This is a genomic window from Lactobacillus sp. XV31L, from assembly GCF_059900865.1.
Genome location: NZ_JBWXGC010000008.1, coordinates 25,420 through 48,212, shown reverse-complemented (window position 1 = coordinate 48,212; position 22,793 = coordinate 25,420). Strand labels below are relative to the sequence as shown.

The following is a 22,793-nucleotide window of genomic DNA, read 5'->3' as shown; positions in this document are numbered from 1 at the left end:
TTATTTTGTTGTTTCGCGAGCAATTAAAGTAGTGGGGATCAAAAATTGACTACCCTTTTCATTTTGTTTATTAAGGGCATGCATCATGCTTGTGATAGCAGTTTGAGCAATCTTTTGCGTATTTTGGTGGACAGTTGATAATTTAGGTGCGATTACACTAGCAGCAGGAACATCGTCAAAGCCAATTACCTGAATTTGTTCAGGTACCTGAAAGTTTAGCCTAGCTAACTCTTGCAGAAGTTCGATTGCAATAGTATCATCAGCGGCAAAAAAGCCATCAATATCGGTATTGTTTTGAAGAAAATGCTTGAGTGCATTTTTATTATCTAGCTTTAGTTCATACTTAGCTTTTGCAAACTTACGAGAATGAATCTTTAGCCCTTCTTTAAAACCATCAATTCTGGACTTAATTGATGTGCCGACTTTCTTGACAACAATTGCTGGGTGCTTGCAGCCTCTTTCAAACAAGTAATTAGTTGCATCTAGACCACCTTGATAGTGGTTTGAAGAAATAAAAACTGTATTGTGAAAATCTTCTGGCTCACGGTCAATGCAAATATAAGGTATTTCTTTCAATGAACTCTGAAATTTAAAACCGTGTTCATAAGAACCAGAAATGACAATGATTCCATCGACTTTTTTGTTTTCAAGCATACGTAAGTATGCTTTTTCTTTTTGCTCATTTTTATCTGTATTACAAATAATTGTAGAGTAATTCTGCAAAAAAAGCATTTCTTCAATTTTTTGGACAAGATCAGCAAAAAAATGATTCTTAATATCAGGTACTAGGACACCAATGGTGTAAGTGACATTGGTACGCAAACTACGAGCACTATCATCAATCTTATAGCCGGTTTTATGGATGACTTCTAGAACACGTTTTCTCGTTTCTTCAGAAAACCTTCCGTTATTGTTAATTACTCGTGAAACGGTTGCAGTTGAGACATTGCTCAGCTTGGCAATGTCTTTAATGGAATATTGCTTCATCGCTGTCTCCTTATCTGTATCAATTATTATAGCATTAAAAAAGCTGATTCAATGCGGCTTTTGGTTAATCGATTACACGAAATAACTATTTTTTAAAATAAAACGTTTACAAAATTACTTTAAAGTGTAATAATATCGGTAATAGATTTTGAGTAAACGATTACTCAAAAAGGAGGAAGAAATGTCTTTATTATTAAGTCCATCGATGATGTGTGCTGATTTTGGTCATTTGGCAAGTCAGGTTGAACAACTCAACAAAGCCGGAGTAGACATGTATCACATGGATGTCATGGATGGTAAGTATGTGCCCAACTTTGCACTAGGACCAGAGGATTATCGAACAGTCCGCAAGTTAACTACAAAACCAATGGATGCCCATTTAATGATTCAAAACCCACGAACTTACGTTAAATTTTTCAGTGATTTAGGTGCTGATGTAATTTACTTTTGTCCGGATGCTGAGGAACAATCTGCGCGAACAATTGATGATATTCATGCTCTAGGTAAAAAGGCGGGGATAGCCGTGAATACTGGCACTTCTTTCGCCGCCGTTGAAGAGCTTTTGCCTAATGTTGACTATGTTCTGGTGATGACTGTTCATCCGGGCTTTGCAGGTCAACCATTTCAGGACTTTGTCTTACCCAAACTAGATAAGTTTGTAGCAGCTAAAGGAGATTATAACTACGTGTTAGGAATTGACGGCGCTGTTTCGCGGGAGAAGATTAAACAGCTGCATGAAAAAGGCGTGGACAATTTTATTTTAGGTACCTCGGCTTTGTTTGGTAAAGAGCAAAGTTATACAAAGATTATCACTGAGATTAGAAAGGAAAATGCATGATGACAGTAGAAAAAAAGGTAAAAATTGCTTTTGGTTCTGACCATGTTGGGCTAGAACTAAAACCGATAATTATCGACTATGTTAAAAGTTTAGGCTATGAAGTACATGATTTTGGTACTAAAGATTCAGAACGGACGGATTATCCAATTTATGGTAAAAAAGTCGGCGAAGCAGTAGCAAGTGGCGAATTTGATCTAGGGATTGTTATTTGTGGTACCGGTGTCGGTATTTCGCTTGCTGCAAACAAGGTTAGTGGGATTCGTGCCTGCGTCTGCAGTGATTGTTATACAGCCAGGTTATCTAGAATGCATAACAACACTAACGTTTTAGCTTTTGGATCACGAGTGGTAGGTTCAGAATTAGCCAAAATGATTGTGAAAAATTGGCTAGATGCTAAGTATATTGGTGGTCGACACGAGCGCAGAGTTGAAGAGTTAGCAGCTATTGAAAGTGAAAATGAAGCAGAATTCATTAAACTTGAAAACTCTACACAGTTTGATGGCCAAGAAAAGTTTGAAAATCAGGATATATAGAAGGGAGGAGACCAAACCATGTCAGAAAATTTAGGCAAAAAAATCTTATCCTTAGTTGGCGGAGAAAATAATATTAATAACATTACCCACTGTGCTACTCGTTTGAGGATGCGCTTGGCTAACAATAATATGGCGCATAGCAATAAAGCTAAGATTGAAGCACTTGACGGAGTAATTAGCGTAGTCGAAAAAGCTGGGCAATTTCAAGTAGTAATTGGTCCAGCTGTACCGCAAGTTTACAATCAATTAATTGATGGCACTAGCTTAGTCAATGGGGGTAGTAGCGAAAGCAATGAAAAGGAAGATACCAACTGGTTCTTAAAATTGATGGATGTGATTGGCGGTATTTTCACCCCATTACTACCATTATTTGCTGGTTCCGGTGTTTTTCGTGGATTGGTATTGCTAGCCACACAACTTAACTGGTTATCAACGACCTCATCGACTTATCATATTTTGACGGTTGCCTCAACGGCTGTATTTTATTTCTTACCAATTATGCTGGCTATTACTGCGGCTGAAAAGTTCAAGTGTGATAAATTTGTTGCTGCAGCTATCATGGGTGCTCTCATTATGCCAGAATTCATTGACTTAATGGGTAAAGCTGGCAATGGTACAATCGTTCATTTCTTTAACATTCCATTAGTCTTAATGACTTATACTTCTACTGTAGTACCAGCTATTTTAGCAACTTGGTGCCTGTCATATTTAGAAAAATGGTTAAAAAAATGGATACCAACCAATTTACAATTGCTGTTTGTACCGTTGATTTCATTATTTGTCATGGTTCCCTTGACTGCTGGACTATTTGGTCCATTTGGAGTTTATGTTGGTGAAGGGATTTCCCAAGTTATCAACTGGTTAATGAACCTCAATGGCTGGGTAGCAGGCGCCTTAATCGGGGGTATTTGGAATATTTTCGTTATCTTTGGACTACAATGGGCAGTTAATCCAGTAATGATTAACAATATCAGTAGCTTAGGCTTTGATTATATTGTTCCTTTGACTTGTGCAGCTAACTTCGGTATGGCAGGTGCTACGCTTGGAACTTTTGTCAGGACTAAAGATAAGAAGATGAAGGCCTACTCATTTTCTGCCTTGCTATCAATATTCTTTGCGGGAATTACTGAACCAGCAATTTATGGTATTGGTATCCGCTACAAGAAACCTTTAATTGGTGCTGTTGCAGGAGGTGCTGTAGGTGGCGCAATCATTGGTGGTATGCGCGTTAAGGCTTTTGCTTTTGTGTTTGGCGGGTTAACTACATTACCAGCCTTTGTTGGAAAGACCTTTATTCCATATTGCATCGGGCTTCTTGCATGTTTTGTAGTTGCTTGTGTTGTTACCATGATTCTAGGTCTTAATGAAAACCAAGAAGTCCAAAAAGTAGCCAGTGTTGACGGCTCAGGCTCAGTTCAAATAGTTGCTGATGATGTAATTACATCACCAATTTCTGGGACAGTAGAAGATCTTACTCAAGCCCATGATCAGGCATTTGCAAATGGATCCATGGGTGACGGCTTCGTAATTCAGCCCACAAGTGGCGATGTTTATGCACCATTTGATGGTGAAATGACCATGCTCTTTGATACTAAGCATGCCTTAGGGATTACTTCTAACAAGGGCGCCCAGCTAATGATTCATATTGGAATTGACACAGTTAAACTCAATGGGAAGTACTTTGAAAGTTTTGTTAAACAAGGTGACCCAGTCAAAAAGGGACAAAAATTACTTCATTTTGATATAGCTGCAATTGAAAAAGCTGGTTATGACCTTTCTACTGTGGTAATTGTTACTAACTCGAAGGATTACCGAGAAGTAGACCTGTTACATGCAGGAAATACAGAACATGATAGCGATGTTTTGCGGGTGACAGTTTAAAAGCAGATACATTAATAAAAGAACAAAAAAAGTCTGAAGAAATTTCTTCAGACTTTTTTATTATTTTTTAACCTAATAGCAATACATCATCCTTTAAGCCATTACCAACTTGCTTTTGGAAGAGTTCCATTAGCTTGGTTACAGTTAAGCTCCGCTTTTCTGCGCCAGCTAAATCCAAGGCGACGCGGCCCTGGTGGAGCATGATTAGCCGATTGCCATAGCGGATGGCATCTTCCATGTTGTGGGTGACCATGAAGGCAGTCAGCTTTTGCTCGCTGATTAGCTTTTCCGTCAGCTGCATAACAGTGATTGAAGTTTGCGGATCTAGAGCCGCAGTGTGCTCATCTAGCAAAATCAGGTCAGGTCGCTGGAGCGTGGCCATAAGCAAGGTTATGGCTTGGCGCTGACCACCTGAAAGCAAGCCGATTTCTGTTTCTAGGCGATTTTCAAGATTTAGATCAAGTTGGGCTAGTTGCTTCTTAAAAAATTCACGATCTTGGCGCTTTACTCCTGCCCGAAAGCCGCGCCGTTTGCCCCGTTTCATTGCCAAAGCCAAGTTTTCTTCGACAGTCAGTCTAACAGCAGTTCCCATCTTGGGATCCTGAAAGACCCGACTAATATTTTTAGCGCGCTTGGTCACGGGCAACTTGCTGATATCTTGGCCATTGAGAATGATTTGACCTTCTTGAATTGGCAGGGTACCAGCAATACTGTTTAATAGTGTTGACTTACCAGCCCCGTTGCTGCCAATAATAGTCACAAAGTCGCCGGCAGCTAGGGTTAAGTCAACCCCGCGCAAGACCCGATTTTCATTAACGGTACCGCGCTCAAAGGTTTGGTGCAAATTCTTAATCTTTAGTACTTGGTGCATTTTTGCTTCCTCCTTTAAGGTTACGTGGCAGATGAAAATTAGGTAGGGCCAGGCAAACAACTAAGACTAAGGCCGAAGCCAGCTTGGCGTCGGATGGTTCGACATTCATCTGGAAGACAAGGGCCAAGATCAGCCGGTAGATAATTGCTCCGGCTACTAAAGTAAGCAGTCGTGCTCCGACTGGTAAATTACGCACGAGAACTTCGGCAATAATAATTGAAGCCAGACCAATCACGATTGTTCCAACACCAGAGTTTAAGTCAGCAAAGCCATTGTTCTGGGCTAAAAGAGCGCCAGCCAAGGCAATGCAGCCATTGGAAATCATGTACCCTAAAATTTTCATGCCCTGGGTTTTAATACCGTTGGCAGCACTCATCTCCGGATTATCACCTGTAGCCCGCATGGCCAGGCCAATTTCGGTCCGGAAGAAGCCAACTAGCAAGCCAATTACCACTAGGACAATAATTAACCCCATGACGATAACAGCATTATTACGTGAAAGGCCCCAATTTTGCGCGATGGTAAAAATGGTATCCTTGCCCAGCAGCGACACGTTAGCCGCATTCTGCATTACGCGGGAAGTAATGGAATAGAGTCCCGTCATAGTGATGATCCCGGCTAAGAGGGAGGGGATGCGCAATTTTGCATTGAGCAGACCAGTGACCAGGCCAGCCAGCAATCCTCCACCAAAGGCAGCAATTGTTGCCAAGATCGGGTTAACACCCTTGATTAGGCACATGGTGGCAATAGCCCCGCCTAAGGGAAAGCTGCCTTCAGCGGTCATATCAGCTATATCTAAAATTCGAAAAGTTAAATAAACGCCGATAGCCATCACTGACCAAAGTAAGCCCTGCGAGGAGGCTGAAAGAAATAATTCCCAAAAAGTACTTAGCATAATTTATATTTACGCCCTTTCTAAATCTACTTAGGTGCTTTGATTGACTTTGGATCAATCCCTAAAGCCTTGGCCATGTCTTTGTTGACTACTAGTTGCATTTTATCTGCCTTTTCAACTGGCATGTCTTGTGGCTTGGCTTTACCGTCCAAAATCTTGGCGGCCATTTTACCAGTCTGGCGACCCAACGCTTCATAATCAATTCCAACCGTTGCTAGACCACCACTTTTTACTTGGTCAACAGCTCCGGCAACTAAGGGGATCTTTTTTTCTTTAACTACCTTGCCAATGACAGCGGCAGCAGAAGCAAAGGTGTTGTCGGTTGGAACGTAAATTCCTTGCACCTTTCCGGCCAAGGTTTCAGTGACTTGTTGCACGTCATTAGTGCTGTTGGCAGTTTTGACCACGACCTTGACGCCTGCCTTCTTTAATGCAGCAATGGCCATGTCAGCTTGGATTTTAGAATTGGCTTCACCAGCATTATACATCACGCCGATTGCCTTAGCCTTAGGCACAACTGACAAGAGCAGGTTGATTTGCTGGTCGATTGACACCATATCGGTTGTACCCGTGACGTTGCGTCCAGGGTTAGCGTCAGACTTGACCAACTTGGCTGCCTTCAGATCAGTCACTGCGGTAACAGCAATCGGGATGTCTTGGGTCGTGTTGGCCACACTCTGGGCTGCCGGCGTACCAATTCCTAAAATCAAGTTAGACTTCTCGTTGACTAGCTTTTCGCTCATGCTTTTCAGATTGTCCTGACTATTTTGAGCATTTTGGTAGTCAATTTTCAGGCTCTTGCCTTCAACGTAGCCACCATCCTTTAGCCCTTCTTTGAAGCCCTTATAAGCCTTGTCTAAAGATGGGTGCTGGACTACCTGCAAGACCCCAACGTGCTTGACTTTTTTAGAGTTATCTTGCTTGTTGCTGCATCCTGTTAATAGCAGCAATCCGGCGATAGTAATGCCTACACCAGTAACTAATTTGCGAATATGCATCGTGTTTCCTCCATATATTCTGAAACAGTTAAAAATAAAAAGTACCCACTTACTTCCAAGTGGGTACTACATAATTATCTTAATATTAAGTAATCGCATACGGTTAACCACTTAGAAAGCTATGTGGCCAACCGTATTTTAAGGGTCTTTAGCCATCATAGATGAATTCAAACTTGCGTCTTGTTTGAATTCACCTAGATGAACTCAAACACTATCTAAAATAGCTAAAGTAAAAACGGTTATTCAGTTGTAAGTTTTGCTTCAAATTATTCTTCATGAGAACTTACCTCCAACCTCAATGAGAAAATTATAAAATAATAAAAATTGAAAGTCAAGCAAAAGATTACTTAAATGCTGAATAGTTGATAATAGGCTATTAAATTAGCGCATGTCTCACTTAGGTGCCTTGATTGACTTGGGATCAATACCAAGAGCCTTGGCCATGTCCTTATTAACAACTAGTTTCATATCCTTGGCCTTTTCAACTGGCATATCTTGTGGCTTAGCCTTGCCAGCTAAAATTTTGGCAGACATCTTGCCAGTCTGCCTGCCCAAAAGTTCGTAGTCAATCCCAATCGACGCAAGCCCACCCGTCTTTACTTGGTCAATTGAAGCAGCAACCAGTGGCACCTTCTTCTCCTTGACCACTTTGCCAACTACAGAAGCAGCCGAATCAAAGGTGTTGTCGGTCGGTACAAAAATACCGTCGACTTTGCCAGCTAGTGTTTCAGTAACTTGCTGCACATCGTTGGTGGAATTAGCCGTCTTGACTACTGCCTTGACACCAGCCTTTTTCAATACAGCAATGGCCATGTCAGCCTGAATTTTTGAATTTGATTCGCCTGCATTGTACATGATGCCAATGGTTTTGGCTTTGGGTACTATTGACAAGAGCAAGTCAATTTGTTTCTTAATAGATACCATGTCGGTCGTTCCAGTAACATTGGTGCCCGGCTTGCTATTAGACTTGACCAGCTTAGCGGCCTTAAGGTCGGTCACGGCGGTAACTACGATCGGGATGTCTTGGGTAGCATTAGCCACGCTTTGAGCCGCTGGAGTAGCAACACCCAAAATTAAGTCGGATTTTTCATTGACCAGCTTTTCGCTCATGCTCTTCAAGTTGTCTTGGTTATTCTGAGCATTTTGGTAGTCGATCTTCAGATTCTTGCCCTCAGTGTAGCCACCTTCTTTAAGCCCTTCTTTGAAGCCCTTGTAAGCCTTGTCTAAAGACGGGTGTTGGACTACTTGCAAGATGCCAACGTGCTTGACGGTAGTGTTGTTGTCTGCCTTTTTATTGCTGCAACCGCCTAAGAGCAACAATCCAGCCAAACTAATTCCGGTAACTAACTTTTTGATTTGCATTTCCATGCCTCCATAAAAAAATACCCACTTACTTTAAGTGGGCACAACAAGAGTTATCCAAGGAAATCAATCATTAGCGCTTCAGCCACTTAGAAAGCTATGTGGCCTGTCGCACTAAAAAGGGCTTAGCCATCATAGATAAATTCAAACTTGCGTCAGTTTGAATTCAACTAGATGAATCCAAACCTTATCTATAGTAGCTAAGATAATAATTATTCAGTTGTAAGTCATGTTTCAAATTTTGTTTCATGAGAACTTACCTCCAACCTTTATGAAAGAAGTATAAAAGATAAAAAAGGAAGTGTCAAGGATTAATTTAATTTTTGGCTGATTGGTTTGTACATAATATTGTGGTAAAAGCCTAGCAATGAAGCACCTGGTATGCATTCGGCTGCTACTAAAAATAGTTGGCCATATCCTTACAATATTATCTTCTTGATTAAGTGTAGGAAGTAAGAGATAGAAAGCGCTCTAATAATTGGTTATAATTAGAAATAGTATAATTGAAGGGTGATTGATATGAATGATGCTAAAGGCAGAGTTTTAAAGCAAGTAGAAGCATTGACTGATGGGGAAGCTGTTAATACTAGTGAAATAGCTCATGCATTGAATTTGTCTCGGTCGGTGGTCAGCCACTATCTTAATCAGTTAGCCAAGGAAAACAAAGTCTCAAAGATCAAAGAGCGCCCCATTAAGTGGAAAAAAATTTCGTCTACTAAAAAAGACAAAACTGCCTTTGCTAATTTCATTGGTAGTCAAGGTTCTTTAAAAAAGGTGGTCGAACAGGTCAGCTCAGCCGCCACTTATCCACCAGATGGGTTAAATATATTAATAACGGGTAATTCTGGTGTCGGCAAGAGCTTTTTGGCTAACAAAATATATGCTTATGCCAAAGAAGTGGGGGCTATTAAGCAAGATGCACCCTATATCGTCTTAAATTGTGCCAATTATGCCAATAATCCAGAATTAATTTCCAGTATGCTCTTTGGTCACGTTAAGGGTGCTTTCACTGGCGCTGATATAGACCGGGATGGCCTTTTAAAAGAAGCTGATGGAGGATACCTCTTTTTGGATGAAGTGCACCGCTTGAGCAGTGAAAACCAAGAGAAACTATTTAGTTTTATTGACTCCGGCCACTTTTATAAGATGGGTGACAATGTTCATCCTAATAAGGCTGAAGTGCATTTAGTGATGGCGACCACCGAAGATCCTGAAGCAGTCCTCTTGCCTACCTTTTTACGTAGAATTCCTATTCGCGTTAGTTTGCCTGACTACCTTGATCGACCAGTAGATGAGCGATTAGAACTTTTAAGTACTTTGTTTTATCATGAAGCACAAAAAATTGGTAAGGCAATTGTTGCCAATGAGGCGGTTACATCGGCTTTATTGCAGCTTAATCATGGCGGAAATATCGGTTACTTGAAGAATGTTATTAAGGTCTCTTGTGCATCTGCTTATCATAATGAGGGTGCCAAAGGTGAAATTGCTTTGACGCTTAACAATCTTGACTTAGAGAAGCTTCCTCAGTTTAAGAACTATGGCGCAATTAAAGTTGATCCCAATGAAGAATTAACGATTTCAGCAGATTTTAAGTTTGGCCACCGCTTAACCAAGATAGAATCTGCTATTGAGAAACTGATTGGCCACTATTCGTCAACTAATTTAAACAATTGCCGGTTAGAAATTCAGGCAATTAACAAGTTTATTAGTCCCAATACCATGGCAACTGGTATGCATTTGCAGCACCGGGCACTCTTTGAAAGGGTGGTTCAAAAGCAGTACGGTTTGGGTAAGGCTGACTATTTAGAAGCAATCGTTTATATCTTGTATGAGCAGCATTATCAACAACAAGGTGATTCCAATAAATTGCGAGAAATAGTTGCTAGTCACTTGCCACGCTCACTGCATGTGGCCCAAAAATTCTATGAAAACTTACCGGTTTTGGATAAAAGGAGCCACAATCAATTACCATTCTTATTAGCTATTCTTTTAAGTGACCACGTTGATGAAAAAATTCAGCTTCGGGGGTTAATGGTCGCTCATGGCGAAAGCACTGCTACAAGTATTCAAGCAGTTATTAATTCACTTTGCGGTAATTATGTGTTTGATGCAATTGATATGCCTATTGAAGCAGATATTTCGACGATCACTAGGGAAACTAACAAGTTGATTTCAAGCTTTAATACTACTAATGGCTTTATTTTAATGGTTGACATGGGATCACTAAGTCAGTTATATACCCAGATTAGCCCGCAACTAGATGGAGACCTGCTTGTTGTCAATAATTTAACGACTTTAACAGCGCTTGACCTAGCTTTGAAAATGAAACAAAATACTCCTTTTAAGGAAATTGCTGAAAAGGCTGACCAGGATTACCAAATTAGTGTCAAATATTATGAAGGTTTTTCGCAAGCATTGAATATTTTGGTTTCGTGCATTTCGGGACTGGGAATTGCTGAAAAAATCAGTGATATTATTCGGCAATATGTTCCAGCCAAGATCAAAGTCATACCACTTGGCTACAGTGAATTAAAAGAAAAAATATCGCAAAAGAAATGGTCCTACTTCAACCAAACTTTATTTGTCTTAACTACTATTGACCTTACTGAGCCAGTAAAATTTAATCATCTGAATCTTTATGATGTCTTAGACGTTAGTGGAGAAAACAAATTGCGTCACTGGCTGCAACCATACTTGTCAGCTGATCAGTTGCTAGAATTTAATAAACAATTGTTGCGTTTCTTTTCTAAAGAAGGCATTTCAGAACGCTTAAGTTTCTTGAATCCCGATGTTGTCCTAGCTGAAGTGGAGACAATTAATCAAAAGTATGAGGACTTTTACAAGTTAAAACTGGACGGTAAAGTTAAGCTTAACCTTTATATGCACATTGCACTAATGATTGAACGAACAATGATGCACAACACCACGAACGTTGAGGTTGAACCCAAGACAGAAAAAGAAAAGAACTTTTTCAAAATCACACGCAGTATTTTTCAACCTATTGAAATTAAATATAATATTAAGGTGTCAACCTATGAAATGTCGCTGTTATATGAATTGTTTAAACAGTTTATCTAGCAGTCCAAAAGAAGTGTTTAAATTATTAAACACTTCTTTTTTATTGCTGATAGATCAATCTTCCTAGACTTGGCACTACTTTTGCTTTTAAGTAAGTGAAAATGAAAAAGGAGTGACGGGATGACAGACATACTAATTGCTAGTCACGGGCATTTTGCCAGTGGCCTAAAGAGCTCAATAGAAATTTTAACTGGAATGGGAGATAAGATTCAGATAATTGACGCCTATGTTGATAAGACTGACTATACCAGTCAAATTACAGCTTTTATTAAGCAGGCAAAGCGACCAGCCGTAATCTTTACCGACTTACGAGGAGGCAGTGTTAACCAAAAAGTAGTTCTGCAGGCTGCTAAGGAAAAAGATCTCTTTGTTGTCACTCAAACTAACCTTGCAGTGGTAATGGCTGTTTTGCTTGATTGTGAGCCATTAACAAAGGAGCACTTGCAAGAGCTGATTGATCAAAGCCAGGTTGAACTTTTTCAGCTAGATGATAGTAATAACACAGAAGATCAGGAAGCTGATTTCTTTGGATAAGGAGGAAGAAAATGATTGCAGCACTAAGGGTTGATGAAAGACTAATTCATGGACAAATCTCAATGTCGTGGAGTAAGGCATTAAAATTACAGGGAATAGTAGTAGCTAATGATAAGGCGGCATCTGATGATATGCAGAAGATGATGCTTAAAATGGCAGCCCCTTCAGACCTTAAAACAATTATTTTAAAAGTTGATAATGCAATAGAATTGTTAAATGATGAGCGATCGAAAAATATGAGGTTATTGGTAATAACTACAACAGTTGAAGATGCTCTGGTAATTGCTGAAAAGGTCAATGAAAAGCCAGAACGAGTCAACATTGGGAATGCTGGTAAGATGGATGCCAAAGGTGATGAAATAACTCTCACCAAGGAGGTTCGCTTATCCCCCGGTGAGATTGAAAATTTAAAGAAATTAGTGGCAGAGTTCCCTAATACTTATTTTCAAGGCACGCCTAATATGGAAAAACATTTGGGTAAAGATGTCTTGAAAAAAATAGAAAAGTAGGAGGTAAATAATGTTTTATGATGCTTTGATGACTGCAATTGCAGTCTTTGTTGGCACGGCTGGTCATGAGTTCTTTGGGAATGCAATGCTAAGTCGACCAATTGTTGTTGCACCATTACTTGGCTTTTTATTGGGAGATGTTAATACTGGTTTACTTGTCGGTGCGTCAGTAGAGACGATTTTCATGGGGGTCGTCAATATTGGAATTTCTAGTACGGCTGAACCAGCATTGGCTGCAGCTTTAGCAACTGTTTTTACAATTCAGTCAGGTAACATGGGTGCTAATATCACTTTGGCCTTTCCACTTGCAGTTTTGGGACTACAATCTTTAAATATGATTCTTTCTTTTGTAGTTGGACCTTTTGCGCCACTTTTTGCCAAATTGGCTAAAAAAGGTGAAGACAAGAAAATGGTTGGCCTTCACTTTGGACTTTGGTTTTTACATTATGGTTTGTATTCACTTATTCCATTTTTTGCAGTTTTATTTGGTTCAAAAGCTGTACAAGTCGCCTTACAAGCAATTCCTAAATCGATTATGAATGGTCTGACTGTGGCAGGTAATTTACTACCAGCTGTAGGAATGGCAATGCTACTTCTATTATTATGGGACAACAAATTAGCTCAATACTACTTTTTAGGGATAGTTCTAATGGCTTACCTGAAGTTACCGCTAATGGCAATTGCAGTTATTGCCGCAATCGTTGCTATAGCCGTTGCTCAGCGTGATATGAGTGAAATTAAAATAGTTAAGAATAAGCCAGTGACAGAAGAAGCTGGTGGTAAAACTCAAGTGAATGAAAATAAAACCTTTAATCAAGAAGAGGAGGATTTTTTCGCATGAAATTGACACAAGATTTATCAAAAGATGAGAAGAAAATGATTCGCAGTATGTTTTGGCGTTCATCAACCATGTACATTTCTGTCAATCCTGTTTTGATGGGAGGTGGCGGTTTTTGCTTCTCATTAATGCCGTTTATCAACAAATTTTATAAACATAATGAAGCAGGAAGAAGAGAAGCTTTAGAAAGAGAAACTTCATACTTTAGTACAACTGTTCCAATGTCAACTTTTGTTATGGGAATTGCAGCTTCCATGGAAAAAGAAAACAGTAAAGAACCTGATTTTAACGCAGATTCGATTAATGCTGTTAAAACTAGTTTAATGGGGCCATTAGCTGGTATTGGTGATTCACTTTTTTGGGGCGTTTGGCGTGCAGTGTGTGCTGCCTTAGCCATCAATTTTGCCCGCAACGGCAACTTCTTAGCACCAATTATTTTCTTGATTATGTTCAATATTCCTAACTACGTTATCCGATATTATGGAGGATTCTTAGGTTATGCGCTAGGTTCTAGTTATGTTAAAAAACTTTATGAAAATGGTTTAATGAATGTGCTAACCAAAGCAGCTAGTATTCTAGGCTTAGTTATGGTCGGTGCCATGACCGTCCAAATGGTTGTATTCAAAACTACAATTAAGTGGACTATGGGCGGTAAAACAATCATGGATGTACAGTCAGTCCTTGATCAAATATTTCAAGGACTGTTACCAGTGACTATTACTTTAGTTTGCTATAAGCTTCTGAAAGATAAAAAGATTGGTGTGATCAGCTTGATTTTTGCAATTGTGGTTTTATCAGTTTTAGCTTCGCTAATTGGAATAGTTTAATATGAATAAGGGAATTCAAGATATTATAGAAACAGGCTGGGAAACTCCACCAAACCCTTTCTTCAATGTAATAACTACGCCTGAAAAGCAAGTTACAACGAATAAAAGCAGCTATTATGGGCATTTATTTCCAAGCCAGGATTTTTCAATCGAGGTTAGCAATCAATACATGCTAGCCAGTTTAGATGAAAAAGGATTGGTTAAAAATCTTAATTTCTTCAGGGATTCATATTACACTGAAGATAAGCCAGGCACATGGGTTTCTAATGGATTCGTTCAAGAAAAAAATATTGGAATTGAGGTTCAAATAGCTGGCAAAAAGTCTGTGCTTGCAAAGCAAGATCATAGAATTGAATACGATTTGTTGTTTAACTTGATCCCTAGGTTTGTTCACTATTATTCTGGAGTGAAAATTTTACAGTTGTTTTTGCCTATTTATTTGGAATCTGGAAAAGCAATCAGCGGTTTATTACAAATTTGCGACATTAGCAAAAATAGTTCTGATGCTAAATTGATTTTTCCGCGATGCTATAATGCAAAGTATTCGGATCGACATAATGTTGAATTTAATTATAGTTATAATGAACGCAATTTAAAAAGTGGTAGTGGCTGGGTAACTTTGACTGATCCTAATGCTGTTTTTAATGTATCTCAAGCAGAAATGAACAATATTATTATTTCTTCATATCAGCATGTGGTACAAAAATATGGGCAACTTAATATACCTGACAATCCCAAACTAGCAGCATTAATTATTAGAAAATCTGATAGTGCGTTGAATAGCATCTCACGTTCAACCAATGGAACCGTTGTAGGAGCAAATTGGGGGTCGAGTCCAGTAGTTAATCGTACGTGGTTGCGTGATATGTATTATGCTAGCTTGCCAGCCATTTATTTTGACCATGATCTAGCTAAACAAGTTATTCTTTGGTTTTCAAAATATGAAATTAAACCGAAAGGTGATAAGTTCAAAGGTGGTGTGCAGCATTCTGTTGAAAATTCTCTGAACAGTACAATTTTATTAGCACTATACCTTGAACAAACAAATGATATTGCATTTATTCAAAATAACCTCCAATTGTGGGAACATGTCTTGTATGTAGTTAACTATTTGATTGTTCATCGTGATAAAACATATGGGCTGGTCAAATCACAGTGGGTTTCTGATGGCATTGCACTGGGAGACTTTCATACTGGAACACAGATCACTTTTTGGACAGCTATTTCAGGTGTTGCCAGGATTTATCGTCAAGTTTTGAATGAACCAGAAAATGCCATTTTCTATGAAAAAACTGCTGATGAAATAAAAGAAAAAATCGAGCAATATGTCTTGATTAAAGACAAACAGGGTAATAAGAAATATGATGAAGGGGTTAATCCTGATACTAAGAAGACAACGGTAGATGCTCATCAATATGAGCAAGGGCTGTCTAAACAAGGATTAGACTTCTTAACCAGAGTTAACCAGAATCATCAAATTACGTTGAAATTTCATGACGGTGAAGAATCAGATACAACGTTGGCGCCTTTTTATGGTTTCAATGATGTTCTTGAAAGCCACTATCTTAATACCTTAAAATTTGCCGCAAGTAATAATAATCCGAGTTATAGTTCCTTGAGTAAAGGGATTTCTTGGGGGAATCAAGCAGAAGCAACGTTTCCAGGATATATAACAACATTTATGGGAACTGTTGACCGAGAGGATAAATTTAAGCAACGAATTGATTTGCTTTTCAAGCTAGCTGATTTAGATGGCAGCTGGTGGTGGTGGCCATATGAAGTTGGCAATAGTGGTAAAGACGTCATGCGTTTTAACCATTGTGGTAAATGTGGTTGGAGTGATGGTACATTTAGTGTATTGATGATTAAAAATGTTATGGGGATAGACTTTGATTCTCAAAAAAACATTTTAAATATTAAACCATTAGAAGTCGTTCCTAACTTTAATTGGTGTGATTTTCCATTGACTAATGGAATGAGGGCTGATATTAAATATCAAAAAGCTAAAGAAAATTCAAGTATTACGATAAGAATACGGGGTTCGGAGCCCAAAAAAATCTTGGTTAAATTTCAACCACAGGGCTGTCGAGTTGCCAAAAAGGAATTCTTAAATACAAAAATACGTGTTCAAATTAATAGTGAGGCAAGACAGAATGTTTAGTAATCTAACAAAATTTTCTTCGTTTAGGACTAGGGCGATAACACCAGAAAATCCAACTGGAGAAAAAGGCAAAGCAGCTACACTAGCAAGCGGGTTAGGGCCTTCGCGCAAAGGGAAAGCAAGTATCACTTTACCCCAGAATAAAGAAGTTACAATTGCTGATATTAAAGGAGCAGGAGTTCTAAAGCACCTGTGGTTTACCATCCGAGATCATACAGAAAAAGGTAGTTTTGTAATGCGCAATACCATTTTACGCATTTACTGGGATGGAAGTTCGATACCTGCTGTTAACTGTCCGCTAGGAGATTTCTTTTGTAATGGGTTTGGCGAACGTTATGATGTTGATTCCACTCCAATAGTAGTGGCGCCAACAGGTGGAATGAATTCATACTTCGAAATGCCGTTTAAAAAAGCTGCAAAAATTACAATTACTAACCTATTCAGACAAGATATACGTTCATTTTTCTATACAATTAATTATGAATTGCATGAAAAAACTGATTTAGCGGATGAATTATACTTCCATGCTTATTGGAATAGAGAAAGGCAAACAAAATTGCAACATGATTATGTTGTACTACCACAAGTAGATGATTATGGTTACTATGTAGGTACTTTTGTTGCGCTAACAGCTTTAGAACGCTATTGGTGGGGTGAAGGTGAATTTAAATTTTACCTTGACGGAGACCAAGAATATCCAACAATTACATCAACTGGAATGGAAGACTATTTTGGTGGAGCTTGGGCTTTTCACAAGTATAATGAAGATGGAACAACTTATCCCGCCACTTTTTGTACTCCCTATCTTGGATTTCCGTATCACAGCAATGTAGATCATTCAAGGGAGCACTTTAGTACAGGTAAACCAAATTCACCCCATGCCTTTGGAAATGACGGGCTACCACAAAATGCTCTATATCGATGGCATTTAGTTGATCCAATTTCATTTAAGGACAATATTCATGTTGCCTTGCAACAAATTGGAAATGATGATGTAAGCTTGTTTGAACGAAGTGATGATCTTTCTTCGGTGGCGTATTGGTATGGTAGTAAGCCAGCAGGCATAAGAAAGGATCTGCCATCTCTAGAAGATTTACGTCCACGCTAAAGTTGGTAATAATTATAATAAGAGTAAGGAGAACGAGCCGATGGTACAGTCGCAACAGTTGGTATTAAAACCGCAAGAGCAATTAGTTACCCGGCTTTTTCTGTCGCCAAAATTAAAGCAAAATCTAACGGTTCTCTCCTACAGCACTCATGACTTAGTTAGTGCAATGAAGGACTTGAGTGAAAGCAATCCCTTTGTTTCCTTGCGCGAACCCAAAAAAGAATTGCAAAATCTGGAATGGATTAGTGCACCGGAAGGCGAAAATTTAGTAGACCACTTGCTGGCTCAGGTGGGGTTGAGCAAGTGGTCCGCTAAAGAACAAAAAGCGGTCAAAACTTTGATTTTCAATCTGGATCAGGATGGTTACTTGCGTGCTGAAAAAAAACAGATTGCTGGGCGAACAGAATTTTCTTTAGCTGACTTGGATCATGCGCAAAGCCTGCTTCAAAGTCTTGATCCCTGCGGTGTTGGTGCTGCTAATTTAAATGAGTGTTTGTTATTGCAAGCTCAAGCAAAAACCGATTTTGACCCAGTAGCGATGCAGATTTTGCGTGCAGGTCAGCTTGAAATGTTGGCCGATCCTCAGCAATGGTCAAAGTCACAATTTTCAAGCCAAGAATTGACCCAAGCGCTGGCCAGCATCCAAACCCTGGACCCAACCCCAGCTAGTGAGTATGTTGTCGCCGATAATACCCAATACCTGTTGCCTGACTTGATTTACAAGGTTGAAGATGGCAAGTTGACAGTTGAGATCTTTCAAACGCAAATACCAGACTTAATATTTGATGAGCATACTTTTAGTGAGCTGAAGGAGCAATCAGAGCAAGGCAAGTATTTTTCTGAACAGCGTCAGCACTACCTAGAAATGAAAAACGCGATTGAACAACGGCAACGAACAATTCTGCGCCTTGGTAAATATGTTGGCCAGTTCCAGCACGACTTCTTAATGACGCTGAAAAAGCAGGACTTGAAGCCGTTAGGCTTAAAAGAAACAGCCAAGGCGCTGGATCTTGCACCTAGCACAATTAGCCGAGCAATCAAGGATAAGTATATTCAGAGTCAAAATAAGGTCTTTACTTTAAAGATGCTTTTTCCGCGGCAAGTGACAGGCGACTTGTCCCAGGCACGGATTGAATATGATTTGGACCAGTTGATTAAGCAGGAAGATGTTAAGACACCACTTAGTGATCAGCAACTGGTGGAAATTTTTGCTGAACGTGGCATCAAGTTAAGTCGGCGCGTAGTTACCAAGTACCGCAAAAAATTAAATATTCCCAATAGTTATGCTAGAAAACAGACCAGGTAATAAGATTTGTAACTTGTCTGACTAAGAGCACACAAAAAGTCCCAGTGAATTTTCACTGGGGCTTTTAACTTGGCAAGTTGGTTAAGGCAGATCGTTGCCAGCAGCCAGGTAAATGTCATACCAGTCTTGGGCCGTTAGATCAATGTCGGCGCCCTTGGCACTATCAATAATATGGTCAGGTGTCATGGTGCCGATGATAACTTGAATCTTAGCAGGATGACGCAAAATCCAAGCTGCTGCAATCGCGTTCTTGGATACGCCTTTTCCATCAGCTAATTTTTGCAGGGCGGCGTTGACTTCTGGAAACTTGGGGTTACCGATGAAGTTGCCTTCAATCTGTCCGTATTGGAATGGGGACCAGGCTTGGACGGTCATGTTGTGCAACTGGGAGTAATCCAGAATACCGCGGTCATGGTCAATGCTGCGGTCATCAGTCATGTTGGTATGGATATTGAAGTCGATGGGGCCAGTATGCATCACGCTAAACTGCAACTGGTTGATTAGCAGCCTTTGACTAATCCCGTTTTGCAGCAAGTCAACTTGTCTGGGGTTAAAGTTTGATACACCAAAGTGGCGTACCTTGCCTGCTGCCTGTAATTCGTCAAAAGCGGCACCGATTTCAGCTGGGTCCATTAGGGCATCTGGCCGGTGCAGCAATAGGCTGTCCAGATAATCTATTTTCATCCGGGAGAGGATTCCGTCTATGGCACTAAGAATGTGCTTTTTTGAAAAATCGTAGCGGGTTGTCTTGTAGTTCAAAGTTGGCTCTTCAAAGATTCCAGTTTTTGATTGAATATAGAAGTCCTCCCGCTTTAAACCAGATTGCTTCAGGGCTTCACCAAAAACCTCTTCAGACTTGCCGTGACCATAAATGTCGGCTGAATCGATATAGTTGATGCCAACGTCGTGAGCTGTTTCTAGTGCCTTGACGGCCGCATCAACAGTCAACTTATTCATGCGCATAATTCCCAGCGCAATAGCAGAACCAGTAAAGTTTGTCTTGCCAATTTTAATTTGTTTCATAATGTAATACCTCCTAACTATAGTATAAGACTGCATGCTATAAAAAAGCACGTCTAGGATTATATTAGTCAACCATTAAATGATTAATTTTTTATCTAAATAATTTAAGAATATTTTTATTTTTATGAGTATTGATTACAATTAGAGTATATAATTTTGGTAAACATTCCTTATTTTTACAAGCAGGAGGAAATATAATGAGTCATAAAGTAGGTATTATTGGTGACGGTCATGTTGGCAGTACGGTGGCACACCAGTTAGTTATTTCCGGACTAGTAGACGATTTGGTGTTAATTGATGTAGATGAGGCAAAACTTGCTTCGGACGCGCTTGATTTTGAAGATGCAATGGCCAACCTCAACCATTATACCAATATTGTTACTAATGATTATGCAGCCCTAGAGGATGCAGACGTCATCATTTCTGCCTTTGGCAATATTGCCTTGGAGGCAGGTGGTGATCGCTTTGCCGAATTGCGTTATAACAAGGAGCGGATCGGCCAGATTGCCGCAGCAATTAAAAAAAGCGGCTTTGACGGCATCATCATTGCTATTACCAACCCAGTTGATGTCATTACCAGCATGTACCAAGAGTTGACGGGCCTGCCCAAAAAGCACGTGCTTGGTACTGGTACGTTGCTCGATACAGCTAGGATGAAGCGAGCAGTGGGCAAGCGATTGGGGGTTGATCCGCGCTCGGTTCAAGGCTTCAACCTGGGTGAGCACGGCAACTCGCAATTTACAGCTTGGTCCACTGTTAAGGTTTTGGAACAGCCAATTACTGAACTGGCCCAAAATAAGCCCTGGAAGCTAGAAGACTTAAACGAAGAGATCAAGTTTGGCGGGCAAACTGTATATAAGGGTAAGCAATATACCAATTACGCTATTGCTGCAGCTGCAACGCGTCTGCTTGAAGTTGTTTTAAGCGATGCCCATACTCAGATGCCTGTCTCCAATTACCGGGATGAGTATGGTACTTACCTGTCATACCCAGCAATTGTTGGACGCGATGGCATCATTCAGACCATTGATTTGGCGTTGACTGATGATGAAAAAGAGAAATTACAACATTCGGCTGACACAATCAAAGAAAAAGCTGCTAAAGAATTTAATTGATAATCAAACTATTGCTACCAGCTTTGGCTGTTTTTGCAGAGTGAAAATGTCATATTTAAAGAAGAAAAGATGGCAAAAGCAACAAAGAATATGCCTCTTGGTCTTGATACTAGGATCAAGTCGTGTGGCTAGGCTGTGACTGACCAGCAGAATATATTCTTGAAGCTGCAGAGTAAATAGCAATCGCCTTACACTTGTTTGAAAAAGGCTACGCGGTCGCCGATCAAGGCGGCTGTAAGACACATACCGGCAACTTGAATAGCACCACAAACACATCTAAGTGGTAGAGGCGATTATTAGATTAGGTCGGACACAATTGCTAATATCTAAGATAGATATGTTTTTGATTAGCAAGAAAAAATGGAGCTCCTACATTTTGTAGAAAGCTCCATTTTTATTTTAGGGTATGCTAGTAAACTTTTGTGCTGAATTGTCATACAATTTTAAAAGTTCATGCAATTAAACCACTAATGTGCGTCAGTAGAATGCTCTGGCTTCAATGTGAATGCAATAAGCAGACCAAGGATTGCTAAAGCAAGAGGAAAGTATAAGCCGTAATGTACGCCATTGGTAAATTGGGCAGCCTTGTTAGTTCCTTGATAGGCACTTTGGCCTAGACTTAAAAAGCTAGTTGAAAGTGCAGTTGCCACAGCACCGATAATTTGTTGCATAGTATTTAAAATGGTACTGCCGTCAGCTGACTCTGCTCCCTGAAGCGAGTTTAAGGCGTGGGTTTGTGCAGGTGACATCGCTAGCGGGCAACCAATCATCAAAATAATATGGGCTGCAATCACATAAGCAATTGGCGAGTTGCTGTGTGAAAAGATCAACATCAGGGTACTAATAATAGCAATAGCAAATCCTGTCACAGCGGGCCTTTTAGCACCCATAGAATCGAACAAACGTCCTGCAAAGGCTGAAACAGCTGCGTTGATAATACCACCTGGCAACATAATCATGCCTGTCAAGGCAACAGGTAGTAACAAGCCTTTTTGCAGGTATTGGGGCAACAAGTACATTGCTGACAAAATAATTGCAAAGTCCAACATGACGCAAAGTGCACCTTGGGCAAAGGCAGTCTTTTTAAAGACATGAAGATTGATGATTGGTTGTTCTAAGTGCAATTGACGATGTGCGTACAAAACTAACACCACAATGCCAACTACCAACATTATTAAAACAGTTGGGGAAGTCCAGCCCATATTTGAGGCAAAACTTACGCCCATTACTAAACTTGAAAATCCAACGACAGACTCAATCAACGAAAGAAGGTCCACTTTTGGTCTGGTGATTTTACCAGTGTTTGGAAGTCCTACAATTGCGCAAACCAAAGCAATTACTAGGAATGGAATAAAGAACCAAAAGATCCAGTTCCAAGATAACTTGCCCAGAATAATGCCAGTGACAGTCGGTCCAATTGCTGGTGCCAGCATGATAACTAGGGCACAAACGCCCATGGCTGTTCCCATTTTGTAAGGTGGAAAAATCAACATAGCAACTGTAAACATTAACGGCAAGATAAGCCCTGTTCCCAGTCCTTGAATCATTCGACCAATTAACAAAACGGTAAAGTTAGGTGCAACGGCTGCAATAACTGCTCCGACGATGAAGTCAAGTAGACCAATAATTACTAATTGTCGTGTAGAAATCCACTTAGTCAACAAACTTGAGAAGGGCAAAATAACCCCTATTACCAGCATGTAGCCAGTAACAAGCCACTGGACAGCACCAGAATTGATGTTAAATGCCTTCATTAATTGCGGCAATGCAATATTTAATGAGGTTTCGGACAGCATGCCCACAAAGGCCCCGATCATCATACTCATCATTGCCAACCAAGGGCGTTTAACCTGTATCCTTGCTTGATTATTTTTCATAAAAAACTCCTCTCACTTTTTTGCTCTTAAGAGCAACTTGATTATCGTAACA

General features: G+C 39.9%; 19 protein-coding genes. 12 read left to right on the top strand and 7 right to left on the bottom strand.

Features of this window, described 5'->3' with window-relative positions:
* Complete coding sequence (locus AC2JF7_RS06525; RefSeq protein ID WP_500727887.1) at positions 1–987, bottom strand: LacI family DNA-binding transcriptional regulator; 987 nt, start codon at positions 985–987, stop codon at positions 1–3.
* Between the two features lie 181 nt (positions 988–1,168).
* On the opposite strand from AC2JF7_RS06525, the gene AC2JF7_RS06520 reads away from it, so the two are divergent.
* The 3 genes from AC2JF7_RS06520 to AC2JF7_RS06510 are packed head-to-tail and all read left to right on the top strand — an operon-like array spanning position 1,169 to position 4,239.
* The gene (locus tag AC2JF7_RS06520) at positions 1,169–1,825 is read left to right on the top strand and encodes a ribulose-phosphate 3-epimerase (RefSeq protein WP_500727886.1); all 657 of its coding nucleotides are present in this window, start codon (positions 1,169–1,171) and stop codon (positions 1,823–1,825) included.
* Complete coding sequence (gene rpiB, locus AC2JF7_RS06515; RefSeq protein WP_500727936.1) at positions 1,825–2,358, top strand: ribose 5-phosphate isomerase B; 534 nt, start codon at positions 1,825–1,827, stop codon at positions 2,356–2,358. Before AC2JF7_RS06520 ends, rpiB begins: the two co-directional genes overlap by 1 nt.
* A gap of 18 nt (positions 2,359–2,376) precedes the next feature.
* Entirely contained in the window at positions 2,377–4,239 is a 1,863-nt protein-coding gene (locus tag AC2JF7_RS06510) for a beta-glucoside-specific PTS transporter subunit IIABC (RefSeq protein WP_500727885.1), read from the top strand.
* Positions 4,240–4,306: 67 nt separating this feature from the next.
* Here AC2JF7_RS06510 and AC2JF7_RS06505 read toward each other — a convergent pair whose 3' ends face one another.
* From AC2JF7_RS06505 to AC2JF7_RS06490, 4 genes are all read right to left on the bottom strand, one after another.
* Complete coding sequence (locus AC2JF7_RS06505) at positions 4,307–5,110, bottom strand: ABC transporter ATP-binding protein (RefSeq protein ID WP_500727884.1); 804 nt, start codon at positions 5,108–5,110, stop codon at positions 4,307–4,309.
* The gene (locus AC2JF7_RS06500; protein WP_500727883.1) at positions 5,088–6,005 is read right to left on the bottom strand and encodes an ABC transporter permease; all 918 of its coding nucleotides are present in this window, start codon (positions 6,003–6,005) and stop codon (positions 5,088–5,090) included. Before AC2JF7_RS06500 ends, AC2JF7_RS06505 begins: the two co-directional genes overlap by 23 nt.
* A gap of 26 nt (positions 6,006–6,031) precedes the next feature.
* Entirely contained in the window at positions 6,032–7,003 is a 972-nt protein-coding gene (locus AC2JF7_RS06495; RefSeq protein ID WP_500727882.1) for an ABC transporter substrate-binding protein, read from the bottom strand.
* 393 nt (positions 7,004–7,396) lie between these two features.
* Complete coding sequence (locus AC2JF7_RS06490) at positions 7,397–8,365, bottom strand: ABC transporter substrate binding protein (protein WP_500727881.1); 969 nt, start codon at positions 8,363–8,365, stop codon at positions 7,397–7,399.
* Positions 8,366–8,884: 519 nt separating this feature from the next.
* Between AC2JF7_RS06490 and AC2JF7_RS06485 the strand changes: the two genes are divergently transcribed.
* From AC2JF7_RS06485 to rpoN, 8 genes are all read left to right on the top strand, one after another.
* The gene (locus AC2JF7_RS06485) at positions 8,885–11,443 is read left to right on the top strand and encodes a sigma 54-interacting transcriptional regulator (RefSeq protein ID WP_500727880.1); all 2,559 of its coding nucleotides are present in this window, start codon (positions 8,885–8,887) and stop codon (positions 11,441–11,443) included.
* Between the two features lie 120 nt (positions 11,444–11,563).
* Entirely contained in the window at positions 11,564–11,977 is a 414-nt protein-coding gene (locus tag AC2JF7_RS06480) for a PTS sugar transporter subunit IIA domain-containing protein (RefSeq protein ID WP_500727879.1), read from the top strand.
* 11 nt (positions 11,978–11,988) lie between these two features.
* On the top strand, positions 11,989–12,486 hold the full coding sequence (locus tag AC2JF7_RS06475; RefSeq protein ID WP_500727878.1) for a PTS sugar transporter subunit IIB: 498 nt from the start codon (positions 11,989–11,991) through the stop codon (positions 12,484–12,486).
* A 10-nt stretch (positions 12,487–12,496) separates the two neighbouring features.
* The gene (locus tag AC2JF7_RS06470) at positions 12,497–13,327 is read left to right on the top strand and encodes a PTS sugar transporter subunit IIC (protein ID WP_500727877.1); all 831 of its coding nucleotides are present in this window, start codon (positions 12,497–12,499) and stop codon (positions 13,325–13,327) included.
* The gene (locus AC2JF7_RS06465; RefSeq protein ID WP_500727876.1) at positions 13,324–14,151 is read left to right on the top strand and encodes a PTS system mannose/fructose/sorbose family transporter subunit IID; all 828 of its coding nucleotides are present in this window, start codon (positions 13,324–13,326) and stop codon (positions 14,149–14,151) included. Before AC2JF7_RS06470 ends, AC2JF7_RS06465 begins: the two co-directional genes overlap by 4 nt.
* Before the next feature lies 1 nt (position 14,152).
* Positions 14,153–16,312 carry a glucosidase family protein gene (locus tag AC2JF7_RS06460; RefSeq protein ID WP_500727875.1) on the top strand — a complete coding sequence of 720 codons (2,160 nt, stop codon included), beginning with the start codon at positions 14,153–14,155 and terminating at the stop codon, positions 16,310–16,312.
* The gene (locus tag AC2JF7_RS06455) at positions 16,305–17,420 is read left to right on the top strand and encodes a glycoside hydrolase family 172 protein (RefSeq protein ID WP_500727874.1); all 1,116 of its coding nucleotides are present in this window, start codon (positions 16,305–16,307) and stop codon (positions 17,418–17,420) included. Before AC2JF7_RS06460 ends, AC2JF7_RS06455 begins: the two co-directional genes overlap by 8 nt.
* Before the next feature lie 40 nt (positions 17,421–17,460).
* Complete coding sequence (gene rpoN, locus AC2JF7_RS06450; RefSeq protein WP_500727873.1) at positions 17,461–18,726, top strand: RNA polymerase factor sigma-54; 1,266 nt, start codon at positions 17,461–17,463, stop codon at positions 18,724–18,726.
* 81 nt (positions 18,727–18,807) lie between these two features.
* On the opposite strand, the gene AC2JF7_RS06445 is transcribed toward rpoN, so the two are convergent.
* Entirely contained in the window at positions 18,808–19,749 is a 942-nt protein-coding gene (locus AC2JF7_RS06445; protein WP_500727872.1) for an aldo/keto reductase, read from the bottom strand.
* Between the two features lie 197 nt (positions 19,750–19,946).
* Between AC2JF7_RS06445 and AC2JF7_RS06440 the strand changes: the two genes are divergently transcribed.
* Complete coding sequence (locus tag AC2JF7_RS06440) at positions 19,947–20,864, top strand: L-lactate dehydrogenase (protein WP_500727871.1); 918 nt, start codon at positions 19,947–19,949, stop codon at positions 20,862–20,864.
* A gap of 467 nt (positions 20,865–21,331) precedes the next feature.
* On the opposite strand, the gene AC2JF7_RS06435 is transcribed toward AC2JF7_RS06440, so the two are convergent.
* Positions 21,332–22,741: a DHA2 family efflux MFS transporter permease subunit gene (locus AC2JF7_RS06435; protein ID WP_500727870.1), complete on the bottom strand. Its 1,410-nt coding sequence runs from the start codon at positions 22,739–22,741 to the stop codon at positions 21,332–21,334.
* Between the last annotated feature and the right edge of the window lie 52 nt (positions 22,742–22,793).